The organism is Micromonospora sp. NPDC047467 (assembly GCF_040643095.1).
In the GTDB taxonomy this organism is placed as follows: domain Bacteria; phylum Actinomycetota; class Actinomycetes; order Mycobacteriales; family Micromonosporaceae; genus Micromonospora.
Genome location: NZ_JBEYTO010000008.1, coordinates 21,251 through 38,745, shown reverse-complemented (window position 1 = coordinate 38,745; position 17,495 = coordinate 21,251). Strand labels below are relative to the sequence as shown.

General features: G+C 65.6%; 13 protein-coding genes and 2 pseudogenes. 7 read left to right on the top strand and 8 right to left on the bottom strand.

From position 1 onward, the window contains the following. Positions 1-93 precede the first annotated feature (93 nt). Positions 94-999: a DUF6615 family protein gene (locus tag ABZ780_RS22150; protein ID WP_357487246.1), complete on the bottom strand. Its 906-nt coding sequence runs from the start codon at positions 997-999 to the stop codon at positions 94-96. 401 nt (positions 1,000-1,400) lie between these two features. Then, positions 1,401-1,931 (bottom strand): hypothetical protein, encoded by a 531-nt coding sequence (locus ABZ780_RS22145; protein ID WP_357487244.1) that lies wholly within the window; start codon positions 1,929-1,931, stop codon positions 1,401-1,403. A 388-nt stretch (positions 1,932-2,319) separates the two neighbouring features. Between ABZ780_RS22145 and ABZ780_RS22140 the strand changes: the two are divergent. Then, a pseudogene (locus tag ABZ780_RS22140) lies at positions 2,320-2,649 on the top strand (transposase); the annotation flags it as partial. Between the two features lie 574 nt (positions 2,650-3,223). Here the strand turns inward: ABZ780_RS22140 and ABZ780_RS22135 are convergent. The 4 genes from ABZ780_RS22135 to ABZ780_RS22120 form a co-directional block, all read right to left on the bottom strand. Next, entirely contained in the window at positions 3,224-3,559 is a 336-nt protein-coding gene (locus tag ABZ780_RS22135; protein WP_357487242.1) for a hypothetical protein, read from the bottom strand. After that, complete coding sequence (locus ABZ780_RS22130) at positions 3,556-4,701, bottom strand: hypothetical protein (RefSeq protein WP_357487241.1); 1,146 nt, start codon at positions 4,699-4,701, stop codon at positions 3,556-3,558. Before ABZ780_RS22130 ends, ABZ780_RS22135 begins: the two co-directional genes overlap by 4 nt. A gap of 1,660 nt (positions 4,702-6,361) precedes the next feature. Next, positions 6,362-8,575, bottom strand: coding sequence for a hypothetical protein (locus ABZ780_RS22125; RefSeq protein ID WP_357487239.1), 2,214 nt, complete (start codon positions 8,573-8,575; stop codon positions 6,362-6,364). A 263-nt stretch (positions 8,576-8,838) separates the two neighbouring features. Next, the gene (locus tag ABZ780_RS22120; protein ID WP_357487237.1) at positions 8,839-10,347 is read right to left on the bottom strand and encodes a hypothetical protein; all 1,509 of its coding nucleotides are present in this window, start codon (positions 10,345-10,347) and stop codon (positions 8,839-8,841) included. A 393-nt stretch (positions 10,348-10,740) separates the two neighbouring features. Between ABZ780_RS22120 and ABZ780_RS22115 the strand changes: the two genes are divergently transcribed. The 6 genes from ABZ780_RS22115 (at position 10,741) to ltrA (ending at position 15,423) form a co-directional block, all read left to right on the top strand. Then, the gene (locus ABZ780_RS22115; protein WP_357487236.1) at positions 10,741-11,607 is read left to right on the top strand and encodes a hypothetical protein; all 867 of its coding nucleotides are present in this window, start codon (positions 10,741-10,743) and stop codon (positions 11,605-11,607) included. 11 nt (positions 11,608-11,618) lie between these two features. After that, positions 11,619-11,879 (top strand): hypothetical protein, encoded by a 261-nt coding sequence (locus tag ABZ780_RS22110; RefSeq protein ID WP_357487234.1) that lies wholly within the window; start codon positions 11,619-11,621, stop codon positions 11,877-11,879. Positions 11,880-11,906: 27 nt separating this feature from the next. Continuing rightward, on the top strand, positions 11,907-12,539 hold the full coding sequence (locus ABZ780_RS22105) for a hypothetical protein (RefSeq protein WP_357487232.1): 633 nt from the start codon (positions 11,907-11,909) through the stop codon (positions 12,537-12,539). A 252-nt stretch (positions 12,540-12,791) separates the two neighbouring features. Beyond that, entirely contained in the window at positions 12,792-12,950 is a 159-nt protein-coding gene (locus tag ABZ780_RS22100) for a hypothetical protein (protein WP_357487231.1), read from the top strand. Next, positions 12,950-13,183 (top strand): hypothetical protein, encoded by a 234-nt coding sequence (locus ABZ780_RS22095; protein WP_357487229.1) that lies wholly within the window; start codon positions 12,950-12,952, stop codon positions 13,181-13,183. The genes ABZ780_RS22100 and ABZ780_RS22095 overlap by 1 nt, the downstream gene beginning before the upstream one ends. Positions 13,184-13,956: 773 nt before the next feature. Continuing rightward, the gene (gene ltrA, locus ABZ780_RS22090) at positions 13,957-15,423 is read left to right on the top strand and encodes a group II intron reverse transcriptase/maturase (protein ID WP_357487227.1); all 1,467 of its coding nucleotides are present in this window, start codon (positions 13,957-13,959) and stop codon (positions 15,421-15,423) included. Between the two features lie 428 nt (positions 15,424-15,851). On the opposite strand, the pseudogene ABZ780_RS22085 reads toward ltrA, so the two are convergent. Together ABZ780_RS22085 and ABZ780_RS22080 are read right to left on the bottom strand one after the other, a co-directional pair. Beyond that, positions 15,852-16,133, bottom strand: a pseudogene (locus tag ABZ780_RS22085) (helix-turn-helix domain-containing protein); the annotation flags it as partial. Positions 16,134-16,152: 19 nt separating this feature from the next. Next, positions 16,153-17,328, bottom strand: a complete 1,176-nt coding sequence (locus ABZ780_RS22080) for a hypothetical protein (RefSeq protein ID WP_357487226.1) — start codon at positions 17,326-17,328, stop codon at positions 16,153-16,155. Between the last annotated feature and the right edge of the window lie 167 nt (positions 17,329-17,495).

Genomic DNA, 17,495 nt, shown 5'->3' with positions numbered 1-17,495 from the left:
CCACATCGCGACCACCAAGAAGACCAACCAACCGGGCACCAAGAAAACGAAGACCGCGAATCCCCGTCCACGCCGAACGGGTTAAAGATCAAGTTAGCTCACGTTGAAGACAACGGCGACCGCAGGTCGGTAGCCTTCTCGACTCGTTGTGCCCGCCCGTCGTGCTTGCAGCCAGGTTGGGAGCTCTTGATGAACGCCCCGTCCTTCTGGAAGCCCGCTCTCAAATCGGCCATTACCTTCGACGTCCGAGGCCGCACGCGCCCAGTTCCACAGTTGAGCCGGGAGTTCCCGCACGATTTGACTTGGCAGCCCAAGGTCCTTCTTGCGATCGCCGAACAGATGCGACCATGGCCGGCTGTAGCGTAGGTGCTCCTCCAACGCCCTACGGCCGTTCCGGGGTTCTCCCTGGTGACGGCGGGCAACGGCACTCGCGGGCGCGATCGCACAGCCGAAGTCCTCAAGGTAAGCGTGCACGCATCCCATTTGCTCACTGCCATGCGGTAGTGGCACTGCCGGCTTGCTGCGGTTTCGGCAGCCGGCGTTGGAAACGCCCTCCGGCCACGAGCCAGGCCAGCCGTTATAGAAGCAATAGAACGCCCAGATATTATCCCTCTGTGCCTGCTCGAGCAGCAGCTCGTACTGCCGACGACCCCTGACGCGGTGGCCGAGCTGGGCATAGATGCCATCATCGTCAAGCTTTTTGGCCTGGAATCGTAGCCCAAGCCAGTGCGTGTCATCGCTTCCTATCCACCACTCGAAGTCGGCGCCATTGTAGGGCTCCTCGGCCTTGTCGAACTTGTAGACCTCGATCGGAGCAGCTCGTCGATCCAGCTCGAACAGGTTGTGGTCGGTAAGCGACTCCTCGCCGAAGGCTAGACCCCGCGACGGTCCGACCGACACCTTGTACCACGTTTGGGCAGCGAGATCATTGAGTATGCCGACGAGGTGTCTAACGTCCTCATTAGTGCCGATATGCCGCAGAGAGCTTCGCTCGATCACGCACTCAGCAAACCACCACGCGTCCAACAACTACTCGGGGGCATCGACGAGATCATGGTGCCCGCATAACCATGCCCCCTCCCGGCGGTGGACTCGTCGACACGCCGGACGACCGTCACTGCCGACCTCGGGCGGCTCGTCGACCTGGCCCGCACACGGTCGCGCTCCTTGAACGGCCGGTCCACGAGCTGATCGGTGGCCAGCCGCAGATGTGCCACAAGAGGCACGGCCACGCCGGCGGCTCGGTGGCCACCCGTCCGGGACAGGTGACCCTGCCGGGCCCCTGGCCATCCGGTGCCGGGTGGCTCGGTGGCCACCGCTTTCCGTTGGAGGGTTCAGCGGGGAGCGACGCCGCCGGACCTCGCCGGTACACCTGACCGGGGGTCTCCTCGAGGGTGGAACTACACGGGCCTCGACTTCGCCGCCAGCTCGGCTCGTCGAGCACGCAGCTCAAGAATCTTCACGCGCGCCGTATCCCAGTCCATCTCCGCGACGGCCATTTGGCGGTCGTCGGCGTCGTCAGGACGGTTCCAGCGCGTGTAGGCCAGGCTGAAAATCTCGAAGTTCAGTTCCTCGACCTCCGTCTCGGCCTCGGACTTTACTGGCGGCGGCTTCAACGTGCCGGCGGCCCTATTCGCGAGGGCCTCCGCCATCGCCGCTGTAGCTTCCTCCAGAGAAGGCAGCTTGGGTATCTCGGTTCCCTTGTGAATCTCGATCTCCTCCTCGTAACCGGAGTCGGAATCCTCCCGAACAGCGAGGCCCCGCCGCTCCAGTTCCTCGACCGCGCAGCTCAGGGCCGAGGTAGCGGCGTCTCGGTCGCAGTCGGCGACGAGGCTCCACTCGTCCACCATTTCGGTCAAATAGCCCGAGCCGTTCTTGAAGTCCAGGTGCTCCAGAATGAACCGCTGCTCCGCGTCAAGGTTCCCGATCATCGGGCGAGCGTAGATTGCCGCACCTCAGCTCCGGTGAGCGAGGGGGTGAGTACTTGGGCGCCATCTGGCGCCCAGTCGTGTCGCGCGGTTACTGACCATGCCTGGCGGTTGCTCAGGGCAGCGAGGCGATGACCGCCGTTGGTAGGGCGCCACCATGAGCGCGGTGCGACTGATCGGCAGCCGTAGGTGGCCGTGGCGATCCCGGATGGCGGGCGCCGGACAGACCAGGGAGGTCTTCGATCGATGATCCCTGGTCCACGGCCTTCAAATTCCTACGAAGCGCCTACCGCCCCGCAGGCGGGCGTCCACTCGCCTGACCGGTCAATCCGGATCATCGCTTCCTCGCATGGTGACATCGAAGTACATGTTCAGGGCTTGCATCGCCACAGTGGTCGACAAGGTCCCCCAAATCAAGGGCATCCGCGGCAGGCCCCGGCAACGACCCGGCCGGCTCTACGCCGACCGGGGCTACGACTACGACTGCTATAGGCGAGACCTACGGGCCAAGGGCATCACCCCGGTCATCGCCCGACGCGGCATCGGCCACGGGTCCGGGCTCGGTACCCGACGCTGGGTCGTCGAGCAGACCATCGCCCTGCTGCACTGGTTTCGCCGGCTACGCATCCGCTGGGAGATCCGCGACGACATCCACGAAGCCTTCCTCACCCTCGCCTGCGCCATCATCTGCTGGCGCAGACTCCAACGCTCAAAGAGTTAGGAGTTGTTAGTCGCCCAGGTACGACAAAGGGGCCGTCTCGATCTTTCGAGATGGCCCCTCACCTGCGTCGGGACGGCCGGATTCGAACCGACGACCCCTTGTTACCGACAGTAGCCGAATCAAGGTTGTCATTGCTTGCCGAAAGTGGTCGCTGAGCTGCAGAGACACCGCCAAGCGCTGATCGCCGCTTGTCACCGTTCGTCAACGATTGGCCATGGTTTTCGGGGGGTAAACGGGGGGCCGACAACCCCGCCATGCCTGACCGCCCAACCGCAGCTGCCGCCACGCTCTGCACGCCTCACGGCATGCGCACTGACCGAACCTGTAGCAGCCCTTTCCCGGTCAGCACAACCGTCTCCGGAACCCCACGCGGCGGTGGCCTCTCGATGCTGTCTCGCAAGGATCGGTACACGGGGCACCCGCACGACGGATGCAGCGGATCCGGACACCGGAGCAGGTCGACCTTGTTGGCGACTTCGTCGTTGCCTAGCAGGACCTCGTCGTCAGTCCCGCAGAACCACTCGCGGTGGTGTGCGATCGGTGTCGCTGCGAACCGGGACGCCCGCGATCGGTTTCACAAGGGCGGCCGGGGCGTCTCCCAGACCCGCTCGAACTCTTCGGCCACCTGCGGCCACACCAGCGCGAGACCGTCCGCCGCCGAATGGATCTCCGCGGCCTGCGGCTCCCAGACGACGAACTCGTGCGGGATCACCCGGCCAGACTGATCCTTACGCCCCAGCGGGTCCGCGATGCGCAACGCAACTCGGTCCCCGGCACGGTGGCAGGTCTCCGGCGCATCACCGGCGTCCGCGAAAGCGGCCTCGTACTCCGAAAGGGGATCCGAGAATCCACCGGTGAGGAGGAAACGGAAACCCCACGCCCGGCCGCGGGTGGCCCAGATGAGGCTCATCGCACGCTCCGGATCAGGATCTGGCTCTCTTCGCCCTTTTCCAGATCCATCCGGAAGCCGGTCAGCGTGGCCGAGAGGAACTCCTTCTTGGACAGCGCCTCGGCGTTGGCCACCCGGAGCTTGTCCCCGGCCAGTTTCGCCGCTTCACTGAGGAGATCGGGACCGACGATGTTCATCAGCAGGCCCAGCGGGCCGGGAAGCTTGGTCCTGGCCAGCAGCGCGGACGCCAAGTCGCCGGCACGGCCGAGTAGACCCTCGAACACGCGTGCCGGGAGCTGCGTCAACTCGTGCCACCGGTGGTGCCGCTCGAAGGGCAGGATGGCGGACAGCGGCAGGATCAGATCCAGCCCGACGCGCTCGGTCACCGTGATCTTGCCCGGCTCGAACTTCGCCGACGAGAGCAGCACGAAATCCTCGCCGATCGATAGCGCCTCGCGGCCCTCCACCAGCCCGACGATGGCCTCGCGCAGCTGCTCTAGATCGTCGCAGGCCTTGGCGACGAGCAGATCACGGAACCGGTAGACGTCCAGGTCCGGCAAGAGGTCGGCCTTCGACAGCGCCATCACCCAGATCCGCGGGAACTGGGCGAGCGGCTTGCCGTCCTCCAGCAGCTCGTCCCGTAGCGACAGAACGCCGTTGCGGAAGTTGCTGAACAGCGACTTGAGGTACCGATCCTCCTCGCCCGCGTTGTCGAGCAGCTTCTGACCGTCCACCAGCAGCAGGGCGACGTCCGAGCTCAGCAGGGACCGGAAGCTGTCGGCGCGGCGCTGGGCCTCCTCCGGGCTCTGCACCGACTGCTCGAACCACTCACCCGGATAGTCGTGCCACACCACCCGCAGCACGTCGAAGGGCCGGGACTTCGCCGCCGCGGGATCCGACCCGTCCTTCATCTGTACTTTGAAGGCGTACGACGTGGCGGCGAACCGGGTGGTGAGCGGCAGCGTCGCGTCCTCCTTCATGCCGAGGTAGTTCTTGTGCAGCCGGTTACCCTGGCCGATGTCTTCGGCCAGAATGTGGAAGAGGCTCCGCTTCAGATACTGCGGCTCCTGGGCGGCCCCGTAGAACGATGAGAGCAGGACGGTCTTGCCGCTGCCACTCTCCCCGAACACCGCGATGTGCTGCTCGAACGCCCTCGGTTGCATGCGAGGACTTTACGCGAACCGGCGACGATCTCTTGTGCCCGGCAGAGGCCCGGCAATTCGGGAAGACGGCCGGCATCGGCGCCGCGTAGGCATGGTGGTCCGGCCTGGCACGCTCACAGGAGCCCGACACAGTCGGTGCCGACACCAAGAGTGTCCTCGATGGCACCAGGATCGACCGGGCTCATGGGTGACAGCACCATGAACTTCATCGCCGGCGGGCCTGGCGACGCTAGCGACGATGTCCTGCTCACAAACGACAAAGAGCTGGGAGACGAATCCTGTCGGAGGTCTCGGATATGTTGCATTCCACGCTGGCTCACGATGCGCCGGTCCGCCGTACTGAAGGTGCCACCCGCCATGCCCGACCTGTCGTCCGACGCTGTCACCGTCAGCTACCTCAAGAAGCAGGTAATGCCCGACGAGATCCTGCTCACCGAGCCAGTCTCCATCGTGTGGCACGTCTGGCAGTCACGCCTGCAGCCGTTTCACGACCTAGCGCCCCCGGCGATCGAGTCATCATGGTCGACGGTGGCCCGGACACCGGTTCGCGGACCTGGGAGGTCGAGCAGCACAGCAAGGCTCTCGGTTGGAGCATCCGATCTTGGTCGATTGCTGTCTGCCCGTGAGCTTCGTCCTATGTCAACGTTGGGACCCAACCTGACCGTGACCTGCACCGTCACGATGGAAAGGGCTCAGTGCTGCTCAACAACTACATCGACAAGACCAGCAGGAGCGGAGGCTAGAGGGGTGGCAAGGTTGGCCAAGTGGCATCGGCCGTAGCTCACTCGCAGTTGGCAGCCGCGCTCCCTCGGGATGGCAGCGCATCCAAGCTCTCGCGGCGAAGGCTTCAGCAACCGGCAATTCTGGTTGATGATGGTGAGTGTTTGGTGGCTGCCGCCTGGCTACACGACATCGGGTACGCGCCGGTTGCGATAGACGCCGGCTTCCAATCACTAGACGGTGCACGTTTGGTTGGTCCACGAGAGGTTCCCCATACGCGTCGCAAGCTTTGTGGCTTATCGGGGTGATGACGAAAGCTGGCCACGTCGGCTGTGTTCCCAGCAGCCTTTCCTGCGGGGGCCCTGGTCAGCTGGTGCCTGATTCGGCAAGCCCGTTCAGGCTTGTGTGCGTGCCGGTGGTGTTCGGTGCCCCTGATGACGCCCACCTGCCACTGCCGATCGGCACGGACTTTGGCGTCTTCAACCGTCCCTGGGGTGCCGATGGACAAGAGGTTGCGTGCAGATTCAAGATCAATCGATCGCATCTGCTGGCGCTACACATGGGACGGCATGGCCTCACGCATGAGTGGGCACACTGCTCGACCGGACCTTGATCTGGAACTAGTGGCACCTACTCTACGCCCTGCGCGAGTTCGAAGAGTTCTACAACGAACACCGACCACACCAGGGCGTCGCGAACACACGCTCGCTGTACTCGTTACCCGCACCGATCGCCGATCCGGACAAGCTGACCTGCCTCAACGTACAAAGACGCCAGCCCCCCGGCGGCATCGTTCACGAGTACGAGCATGCCGCATGACCTGCGTGGACGAGTTTTCGGCAACTGCAATGCTAGCGCCGCTGCCGGACCATGGCGTACTGGCGTCCGGGGCACCGAACTCGTTCACCCAACACGCGCGGTCGGGTTCCTCGGCCTCGTGTCAGAGGCCGATCGAGGCAAAGGCATCGTCGGGTCCGGATGGCGCCCAGCGTCGGTTTGGCGGGCGTAGCGGCGTGCCGCGTGAGTAGGCGGCGATGCCGGTCATCAGGTGCAACCAGATCTCGGCCCGCCAGCCGGCACCCGTTCGGGTGACCAGGAGCAGGCGGCGTCCGTTCCACCAGCCGTGCACCGCGGGCTCGTCGTCAGACACCACTTGGACGTCGGGGAAGTCGCGCAGAGCGTCCAGGGCGGCGATCACCGCTTGGCGTGTGGTCCGGCCGCGTGCGACGCGGACGAGGGAGTCGTCGAGCCGGGCGCCGTCGAGCCGGTCCACCGCGTCGTGTAACGCCGAGCGTCGCAGAATCCAGTCGAGTTCGGTCACGAAGTTGGTCTGCCCGAACAGCACCCCGAAGGTGTGCCCGCTCAGGCCGGCGGCATACCGTCGGACCGTCTCTTCCGGCACCGCGGCGAGCCAGTCGGTCCACTCCACGTACGCCTGCCGTAGGTCCTCGAACTGTGCGACGAGTTCGCTGTCCGGCTCGGTTCGTCGGTCGATGCCGGTGCGCAGCGCCACGAGCCCGATGGTGGCGAGGGCTGCGTGCTCGTCATCCAGGCTCTCTTCCTGGTCGGTCATCCAGAGTTGCAGCATCACGCAGTAGAGGAGGTCGGACCAGTCGTCTGCATCAACCCAGAGTCCGCCGGCGACCAGGGTCAACACCAGTCGACTGACGGCCAGCTTCGCCGGCAGCGACCATTCCTTCGATGCATTGACGAGTTCTTGGATCTGACGTCGTAGGCGGGTGCGTTGACCTGCAGTGAGAGCGTCGAGCACGGTCGTGACGGTTTCCGGTCGCGCCGGTGAGACGGCGTCCGCCGTCCCGGTGTCGCCCTGCCGGGTGGGCCACGAAGTGTCGTTCTCGTCATCCGAGCCGTCGAAGATCTCCTCGTCGGGCGACGCGGGCCTGCGTCGGCCGTCCATGCCGAGGGCGAAACGCAGCAGGGCAGGACCGACGGTTGCGGTGATTCGACTTTCCACCTGACGGCGCCGGTCGACACCGGGCGAGGCGACGATGCGGTCCGGGCGGACCGAAGCGAGATGGGCGAGCGCCTCGAAGAGCGCGGCCAGGTGCGCCTGGTCGGCGATGACGAACGGCAACGACGCATGTTCCAGCGGAGACGGGTGGTCGATCCGTGACAGCGCTGCGGGCACGTCGGTCACCACGACGTCGCGGATCTGCGCGCCCGTGTCCGTTGCAACACAGGTGGTGGCACGTCCATCGAACGCGCTGGACCAGCCGGGAGCCGGGACACCGGCATAGAGGTGGAGTTTGCCCTCACTGCGCTTGTGGTCGAGTCGCAGCCCTTCCACCGTGAGCCATGCCGGGACCTGGTTGTCGTCGGTGAGGACCGTGGCCTCCACGCTCTCTGCGCCTACCCGGACGCCGAGCACGCGCAGGGCGCACCCGGAGGAGACACCTTCGGCGGGTTTCCGCACGTGCAGGCCTGCAGGTTGTTCCAGGTCCACTTCGTGTGCGGGTACCGCGGAGATCAATGGGGCCGGGGTGCTGGTTAGCAGGCCCAGTTCGCAGTTGCCACCCGTGGCCATGGTCTTGATCAGGGCAGCCTTACTGCAGTTGGCGCTGCCGGTCAACGCCCATGACCGGCTATCCGTTGTCCATTCCACGATCTTCGCGTGGTGGTAGCGGCTGCTTTGTGGGGTAGCGACCACGCTCGTAGGTACCCGTTTGATCATTTGGGCGAGGGCGTCCGGGTCGCACTGGACGTCCCGGGTGAGCAGGAGCTGCAGTTCGGCGGGTGAGAAGCGGCCGACCAGCCGGCGCAGCGCCTCCGCCTGCGGGTCGAAGAACGGGGCGGCGACCGCAAGCGAGGTGATGGGCGTCTTCGGCACCGGGAGTTGCTCAATGATCGGACGTGCCGCCGTCGTCACGAGCACGGGCTGGCCGGACGTCTTTTCTGCCGGGCGGGAGGTGAGCAGCTCTGCAACGCGCTCGAGGCGTTCCCGGCCGAGGTTCTCCATCCAGACGGCGGCGGGCAGTCGACGCAGCCAGGCAGCGAGGTCATGGAATAGCTGCGGCACTGTCGTGCCTGCGCCGCGCAGCACCGTCCAGACCTCGGCGTTGTGGTGCCAGCCCGACGGGGTGGCGTTGCCGGACCCGATGGCCACCACTCCGTCCGTTTCAGAGGCGATCAACACGAGCTTCGGATGGAAGGCTCCGCCTTGCTTGCAGACGACCGGGAGGGCCAGGTAGTCGGCCCGGCGGGGTCCCTGGGTGAGGTGGTCGGCGTCGTACAGGATCGTCGTGCGGGCCCGGACGGCCTGTGCCTCCCGCAGGCAGACGTCCTCGAAGAAGGACAGGTCGCAGGTGTATGTGAGGACGAGGACCTCCTCCGCGTCGGTAAGCGGCCGGCCTCGGAGCAGCGCGGGCGGTGCCGCTCCCCGTAGTTCCTCCCATGCCGTCACGACGTCACCTCATCGGCGTGCCGGCCGGCCCGCCAGGTGTCGCCGTTTTGCGAGAGCACTCCCAGTTGCTGCATGACGTTGGTGAAGGTCGGCAGCCGCAGAGAGACCGCCGCTCGGCCTTCCCTGCCTTCTAGGCGCCATCGGTCTCCGACGCGCCGCAGCCGTGTGGGAAGCCGCAGGCCGTACCGGGTCCACTGCATTTTCTGCCGGCTCACCGACTCGGCCCGATGGAACAGCGCGCCCGCGAGGTCGGAGACGGCATCGACCAGCGGCCGGTGACCGTCGCGGGCCAGCCACGCGGCGACGTAGCCAGGTCCCAGGTCGTCGGAGAACGCGCCGACAAAGGCATCCCGGGTGACCGGGTCGAGGTAGTCCAAACGTCGGGCGCCTACGGCGAGCAGCCGCAGCATGCCGAACACCGTCCAGTCGTCGCTGTTCAAAGCTTCGTCGTACAGGTCGTGCTCGACTGGCAGTGGGGTGCCGACGCCGTCGATCACCGGGGAAAGACCGTCCACGAGGGCCTCGCGAACGGTTGCGTCCGGAAGATCGCGGACAAACTCGGTAATCGCCTGCTCCAGGGTGCCGGTGCCGGACAGCGGCGACACCAAGCGTGCCCAAATGAGCCGCCAGGCCCAGACCGACCAGTTGCGCAGCAGCGCGCCGCGCCAGGCAAGGGCGTGGAGGTACAGGTCCTCGCCCACCATCTCCCGCAGACCCGGCCGGAAGCAGCACCACCGATCCATGGACATGTCGATCGACTCACCGTCGACCTGCTCGCCAGCGAGCGCCCCGACCAGCAGCGCCGCGCTGTTCCGATGGGTCTGGGCGTAGCCGGGGCGCTCCGGGCCGGCGAAGTAGGCATTCCGGACGCACTCACCGTCGGACGCGTCGCCCATGGCGCACACGCACAAGTGACGCAGGGCGTCGAGGTCCGCCAGTGAGAGCGGCTTCTCCCGTTGCGCCAGTTTCAGTATCTCGTCGAGGACGGCGAGCTGGTCGGTATCCGCCGCCGGCCCGGGCAGAGGGACTCGTCCCCCGTTGGTGAGGCCGAGCACGGCCTCGATCCCCGCATACGTCTGCAGATAGCCGCCCCGAACCCGGCTGTACGTGTCGGCGAGCCGGCCCACATCCACGGCACGGTGACGCTGCAATTCAGGCCTGATCGTGTTCACGCCGTGCACCCCGAAAGACCCCGCCCGTAGGTGGTGACCGTCCTCTGCCTCACTGTGAGCGATGGACACCGCGCCCAGGACGACCTCGCTGCGCCGGACCAGCGCACGGAACGCTGTCAACCCCTCGTTATCGGTCCAGCCACACCGCTGTGCCTCGATCGCGAGGCGAGCGTGCAGAGCCAGATAACGGGCATGAGGAGTGGTGGTGATGACGCCGGGAATCAACGCCGCGGCATGCGCCCCGATCACAGTTTCGACGGCAAGCGGCTGACGGCCGGTGTCCTCAGGAGTATCCGGCTTGAGCGTCCAAGCCGGACCAAGCATGACGGTCACGAGCACTCCCCCACACTCGCCCGCTGGACGGAGCGATCCACCGCGCTACCGAACCAGACAGGATGGGCAGCACCAGCGAAGTGACAGATAGCCGACATGCACACGGGAGAAGGACCGAGGACGAGCCCTCATGTGAGCCCCGAAGCGTCTGGGAGGAGCGGCGGGTGGTGGTCCCGCTGGTGGGTGGTGCGGCTGGTCTCATTGAGCCGGTTGCCGGTTTCGTAGACAGGCCAGTCCTGCCAATAGGGCGCTGGCCCTCCCGCAACCGCGCACGAGGTCGTTAGCCTGACCAGTCGGTTTAGGCCGACCGGTGGAGGCGACGGCTTGCTTCGAGTTGGATACTCAATGTGATCGGATGACAGAGGCCAAGGGCGGGCCATGAGACGAAGAGCGATGGCGGTGGTGTTGATCGTCGTGCTCTCGACCGCGGTCGTGGTCGGGGTGTTGGCAACCGGCGGCAAGCGTGTCGGCCAAGCCACCCGTCCACTGCCCACCTCATCGACCGCCCTCGACGAGGTGAAGAGGGACCTCGAGGTTGCCAAGCTGCGACAGGAAACTAGCGCAGAGGGGCGGTGGCGCCCGTTCGTTCCGCTCGCGGCGGCGCTGGTGGCCGCCATTGCGGGCATCTTCGCGGTCGTCAAATACGTCCAGGAGCGACGCGTGGGGCGCGAGATCCGGGTTGATGAGAACATCGACAGGGCACTCGACCAACTGCTGGATTACCCGGCAGAAGGCAAGAGCTTCAGTGTCCGGGCTAGCACCGCTCTGCACAATCTCTCCCGATGGGTGGCTCAGAGCAACGACATCGCGGGCCACACTGGCCGGGTTACCTCGGCGATCATCCACGCGGTCAAAGATGATGTGGATTTTCTCGATCCGCATCAGGCGGGATTCGACCTCATCTGCATCAGGTCTTGGCCGGGCTATGCTCGCCACCTAGCCTCAAATGCCCATGATCAGGATGAAGTCCTATACCGGTACGGACGCGCCCTGCGAGCGCTGCGCGGCAAGGATGAAGACTACGTGACGAACATCCGGTACGGTCCGGACGGGTTCCGGCCGGCTCGGTCCGCTATAGACATCAAAACGTTCCCGCTGTTGTCCCGACTGGCCGAGGGTTACAGGGTTCAGATCAATCTCATCACCGACGTGGCACGACGCGACCGGGCGATAGCAGCCTTCGCCGAGGCGACGAGGAACCAACCGCTGACTGCGGATATTTTCGACACCGGCGCTGGCATGCCGAGCGGCAAAATTTGAGGGGGTAGCGGTTGGCACGCGAACCGCTCCAAGCGACACTAATTATCAAGCGTCACGGCGGGCAGGAGGAGCGCTGGGGGTTCGGCATCTCGCCGGACGCACCCCTAGACGTCGAAGAACCCAAGGAGACGATTGTCCATGAGTTCATCAAGGACAGTCCGGACCCGATGCGGTTCGATCTCTCCCTCGGCGGTTCACTCGCGGAGCCCGTGTTCGTGCTCTCCGAACGGCGGCCGACGATCATCGTCAGTCAGCCGAAGCGCGAAGGTTAGGCGTGCTTCGTGGCGTGGCGCAGGGGTATGATCCACGACAAGCAAAAAATCGGGCTGGACGCAGCCGATCGGGGTGCCAGTGAGGATCGACTGCTGCGTACTGAGGTCGACTTCCCACCGGCCGCCATCGCCGAGGAGTTCGCGTCCATCGGACACGACCACATTGTTGGGAAGTGGCAGAGCCGGCTGATCTTCGTCGACGACACGCTGACGGCGGTGCTTTTGGCCCGCATAGCCGCACATGCCGACAGCTGGAACGCCCTGACCCGCGACCGGGCGGCCGAGCCTCTCCAAACTTTGGATCGGCTTCGAATAGCGCCCGACGTAAATCTTTCGCTCGTCGCCCGCTGCCTACTGGACCTTTCCACCAGCAACACAGCCCTGCCGTACTCCGGGCCTGGCCCATTCCGTGTCGGCAAGCCGGTGCGGATCGTCGGCTCGATCCAAGCGACACAGAGGGCGGACGACGACATTCTGCTGCGAGTCGCCGACGTGTCAGGCCGGAGTCTGATACGCGTCCGTCGTGCCAGCGATTGGGGCTGGACGCCTGCCGACCTCCGCGCCCGGACGGTGGTGGCGGCGGGGTTGACGTATCGGTCCCGGTTTCGTCAGCTTCTCGCTGCGGCGCTCATGCTGGTCGAGCATCCGGCAGAGCCTTAACGAGTTGGTTCACCTCGTAGCCTGAGAGGCACCGGCCGCCGAGTCGAGGGGCCCCTCAACGCGCACCACGGCCCGGATCGACACCACTTGGACAATATGACCCAGAGGCTGGCCACGAGTCGCTCCGTCTCCACGAGCACCTGACTTATCCACAGGCGACGCCGCGACGGTTGATACCGAGAGCCACGCCCTGCTGAAGTACCTCGGAGGAACGCTATGTCCCATCGATCCCTGAAGGGATGGAGGACAGCCATGACCAGGGGCGGGCACGGCCGAACGCTTCGCACGGATACACCGGCACCGCTGCGCTACCTCGCCGGTGTCACTGGCCTCGTCGGCGCGACGGCCGCCCTGATCGCCGCCGTCGCCGGGCTGCTGACAGCCGCCGCCACACTGACGGAGGATCGCTGATGCCCGCCGTCGAGGTATGGCTGCTCGGCGGACCTGCCGACGGCCGCATCACCCACATTGAGGTTGACGACGACGGCTCTCCTCCGCAGGCCATCGTCCTGCCGCAGAGCGGCGCCTACCTCGGTGCCCGAGATCATCCCAGCCAGCCGGTGCAGCACCGCTACCTGCGCTGCGCCGGCGAGGTCGACCCGCCAATCTTCCAGTACGACGGCCCTCTCCCCCCGGACCAGTGACGTCAGCATGGGCTGCCGACCGGCCGAAAGCCAAGCGGCCTGTGCTCCGACCAGGGAACGACACCACCCCAGCCCGGCCACCTCGCTACCCAACATCATCCACCGATCGAACACTTGTACGATTCGCTGGTGGAGGATGTGGCGGCGCGCTGGTGGAACGGGATCGTGCGCCGCGAGGCGCTATTGATCGAGTGGAGGTGGGAGACCTTCACCCGCTCGCTGTCGTAGCAGTGGGCGTGAAGCTGGAGGCAGCCTGACCGCGGGAACGCGCGGGAGGGTGGGAAGCGGCCTCGACAACGCCGGGATGGGTTGGCACTGCCAGACGGCTCAGGTTCGGCAAGCGAGACGGAAAGGTGTACGTGAGGAACCGACGTGTAAAGCCTCTTAATTCCACCACCGGCTCAAATCTGGCGGATATGGGCCGGGATCGCGGACGAACCATCCGGGCTAGCGCCGTCCGGGTGGACACCACGGCGGGGTTGATTCCCCTCGTCGTGGTGGTTGCGGGGAAGGTCTACGGCGTACCCGCAGCAGGCCGCAGGGGCAAAGTCGGGCACCTCCTCCGTCGATCGATCGGTAGTGAACGTGGGAACCGTCCGGTGTGCACCCACCGCCACAGCAGCCAGCGTGGCGGAGATGGGAGGGCACGTTACCTGGCCGGGGCACCGGACGGGGCGGAGTCCGCGTAGTGGTCCGAGGGCGGGAAAGCCGTCCACATGGCGAAGGCGGGCAGCGGGCTCGCGGGGAGGGATTGTCATGCCAGGAGGTCGCTGGTGAATACCGGCGCGCCGTGGCCGAGCTTCGATGAGGCGTGGCGGCGGGTACTGGAGATTCAGACCAAACTGCATCGATGGGCAGGCGAGGATGGTTCTCGTCGGTTTGATGATCTGTTCAACCTTGTCACTGATCCCGCGTTCCTGATGGTGGCGTGGGATCGGGTGCGGAGCAATACCGGCTCGCGTAGCGCTGGTGTGGATGGCTTGACCGCCCATCACCTGCAGGTGTTGGTCGGTGCGGAACCCTTCATGGGCATGATCCGGGAGGCGGTGCGGTCGGGACAGTTCCGGCCGCTTCCGGTGCGGGAGCGAATGATCCCGAAGCCGGGCAGTCTCAAGAAGCGCCGGTTGGGGATCCCGACCGTCGCGGACCGGGTCGTGCAGGCGTCGCTGAAGCTGGTGCTGGAGCCGATCTTCGAGGCGGACTTCCATCCGTGCTCGTTCGGTTTCCGGCCTCGCCGACGCGCTCAGGACGCGATCGCCGACATCCATCTTCTGGCATCCAAGTCATACGAATGGATCTTGGAGGCGGACATCGAGGCGTGCTTCGACTCGATCGACCACGTCGCGCTGATGGCGCGCGTGCGTCGACGCGTCGGAGACAGGCGCGTACTGAGCCTGGTGAAAGCGTTCCTCAAGGCCGGGATCCTCACGGAAGCCGGCTCCCGCGAGGAAACACACACCGGGACGCCGCAAGGGGGCATCCTGTCTCCGCTGTTGGCCAACATTGCCCTGTCCGTGCTGGACGACTTCGCCCAGCACGCATGGCAGACGGCGATGTCAACGAAAGGTCTGCGGGCCAAACGCCGCCGGCACGGCCAGCCGAACTGGCGGCTCGTGCGCTACGCAGACGACTTCGTCATCCTCGTGCACGGCGATCGGCGTGATGCCGAACAGTTACGCGACGAGGTGGCCGTGGTAATCGCCGGGATGGGCCTGCGCCTGTCTCCGCCGAAGACCATGGTGGTCCACATTGACGAGGGCTTCGACTTCCTCGGGTTCCGCATCCAGCGGCACCGGAAACGAGGCACGGGTAGGCGATGCGTATACACGTACCCGTCCAAGAAAGCGGTCACCGCGATCAAGGACAAAGTCCGCGCGCTCACTCACAGTTCAGCACAGGCCGACCTGACCGCCCTGCTGGAACGCGTCAACGGTGTACTACGCGGGTGGAGCAACTACTTCAAGCACGGCGTGTCGAAGCGGACCTTCAGCTACCTCGGTGCCTTCACCTGGCGCCGGACAGCGATCTGGATCCGCAAACGGCACAAGGGCCTGACGTGGAAGCACCTCCGACGGCGCTTCATGGCCGGCGGATGGACGATCACTGACGGACAGTTCACCCTGTTCAACCCGGCCTCGGTCACCGTCTCTCGGTACCGACGCCGCAGCGTGATCCCCAACCCCTGGACGCCACCGACGCGCCGTCTGACCGGGCTTCCACAGATAATCGGGTTCCTGTGACACGTCCACCGGTCCTGTTGCTGGTCAGAGCGTTGCGGTCTGGCGGAAGCTCCGAAAGTCCCTAGTGACACGGCTAGCGTGATTATCCGCAGCGACGTGGGGCTTTCTCTTGATCTACTAGTGGCCGGGTCACTAGGATCGCTGATCGTGTATGTGAAGCGTTCGACTCGGCGTGTGGCGGACGGTCGGGCGGTGGGCTATCTGCAGTTGGCCCACAACGAGTGGGATCCGGTGGCGAAGGTGTCGCGGACGAAGGTGCTGTACTCCTTCGGCCGGGAGGACCAGCTGGACGTTGCGGGGATCCGGCGGCTGGTCGCGGCGCTGTGTCGGTTGTTGGAGCCGGGCCAGGAGGTGGCGGCCACCTCGGCGGACCTGCGGTTTATCGACTCCCGGGCGTTGGGCGGGGCGTACGCGTTGGACGGACTGTGGCGCGCTTTGAGGATCGTCAGCGACTTCGTCCACCCGATCCGCTCAGCGATCACCGTCGCCGGCATCCGCGGGAACTCCGCGAGCAACGCCCGGATCTGCGGCTCGACCTCGTCCACCAACGAACCACGAGGGCCACGCTCACGCGACGGCGGCGCCTCAGCCCGAAGCGCCGAACGGACCGTGTTACGCGCCAAACCCAGCCGACGCGCGATCTCCTTGATCGGAACACCCTCAGCCCGATGCAACCGACGGATCTCAGCCCAGTCTTCCAATACGATCACCCCTCCAGCCTCGGAGGGGTCAGTCCCAATCCGCCGCTAGAGGGTCAGTCTCAGCGCGTCGTCGACAAGGGCAGACGATCGTGACCTCCACCTGGCTGCGCACGTATTCGACCTGGGTGTACTCGTACCTTTCACCGTGGACACGCTGCGCCTTCTCGACGAAGGATGCCGTCGTGTCCGCGTTTGCCGTTCCAACCGCCCGGTGCGCGCACCTCGGGCAACCGGAGCCGATCAGATGGCTTGAGGGGAATTGTGGGAACGGACCATGCTCGCGACAGCGGATCGTGACCTTGATCTGGCTGTGCAGATACTCGACCTGCGAGTAGTCATACCGCTCTCCGTGTACATGAAGCGCCTTCTTTATGAAGGACTCGGCGGTGTCGGTCTGCGCGCGGGTGATGGTCTCCTGCGCGCAGTTGGGGCAACCGCCGCCACTGAGGTGACTGTTCGGGGTCTGTTGAAAATCACCGTGGGCTGGACAGCCGATCGCGACCTTGAGCCGCGACTTGACGTACTCGACCCGCGAGTAGTCGTAGGCTTCGCCGTGGACTGCCCGTGCCTTCAGAACGAACTCCTCCGTCGAGCTGGTGAGCCGCTGGGCTCGCTGCACGGTGCCGCACGCCGGACAGCCGACACCGCGGAGATGGCCGCCGGTCAACTGCTCGAACGGGCCATGCTCAGCGCAGATGATCGTTACCTTGGTCTCGCTGTTGACGTATCGCACCTCGGTGTACCCGTACCGGTCGCCGTGCACCTCAGCGGCCGCGGCGAGGAAGGCAGCCGTCGTGCCTGTTCGGGCCAGGCCACGTTCCCGGTCGGCACATCGCGGGCAACCCCCGCCGGCCATGTGAGTTCCTGGTCGCTGCTGAAATCGCCCATGATCGCCGCAGAAGATCGTCACTGGGTTGCGATTGTTGACGTACTCGGCCAGTGAGTAGTCGTACCGATCGCCGTGAGCCCGGCGAGACCTGTTAATGAAGCGCTGGGTGGTCAGCCGGGCCCGGCCTCCGCAGGAGCCGCACCCCTGCCCGTGAAGAGGCTTCGCCGGTGCCTGTTGGAACTCGCCGTGCTCCTGGCAGATGATCGTCACCTTGGCTTGGCTGTTGACGTACTGGACGAACGAGTAGTCGTACCTGTCGCCGTGCTTTTCGCGGGCTCGGGCGATGAACTCAGCGCCGGTGAGTCGTTCTGCCACGGGCCTACCGTAGCCACAACACCCGGACTCGCCCCGTCCGCGTGCGGGCCAGCGGTATACGACCGCCCACCCGACATGCCCGCAGAGGCGCACGATTCCCGCGACGGCAAGGCCGTGAACTGGACTTCTCGAGGCGCTCGTGCTCCTACGGTTCAGGTGCCCCGACC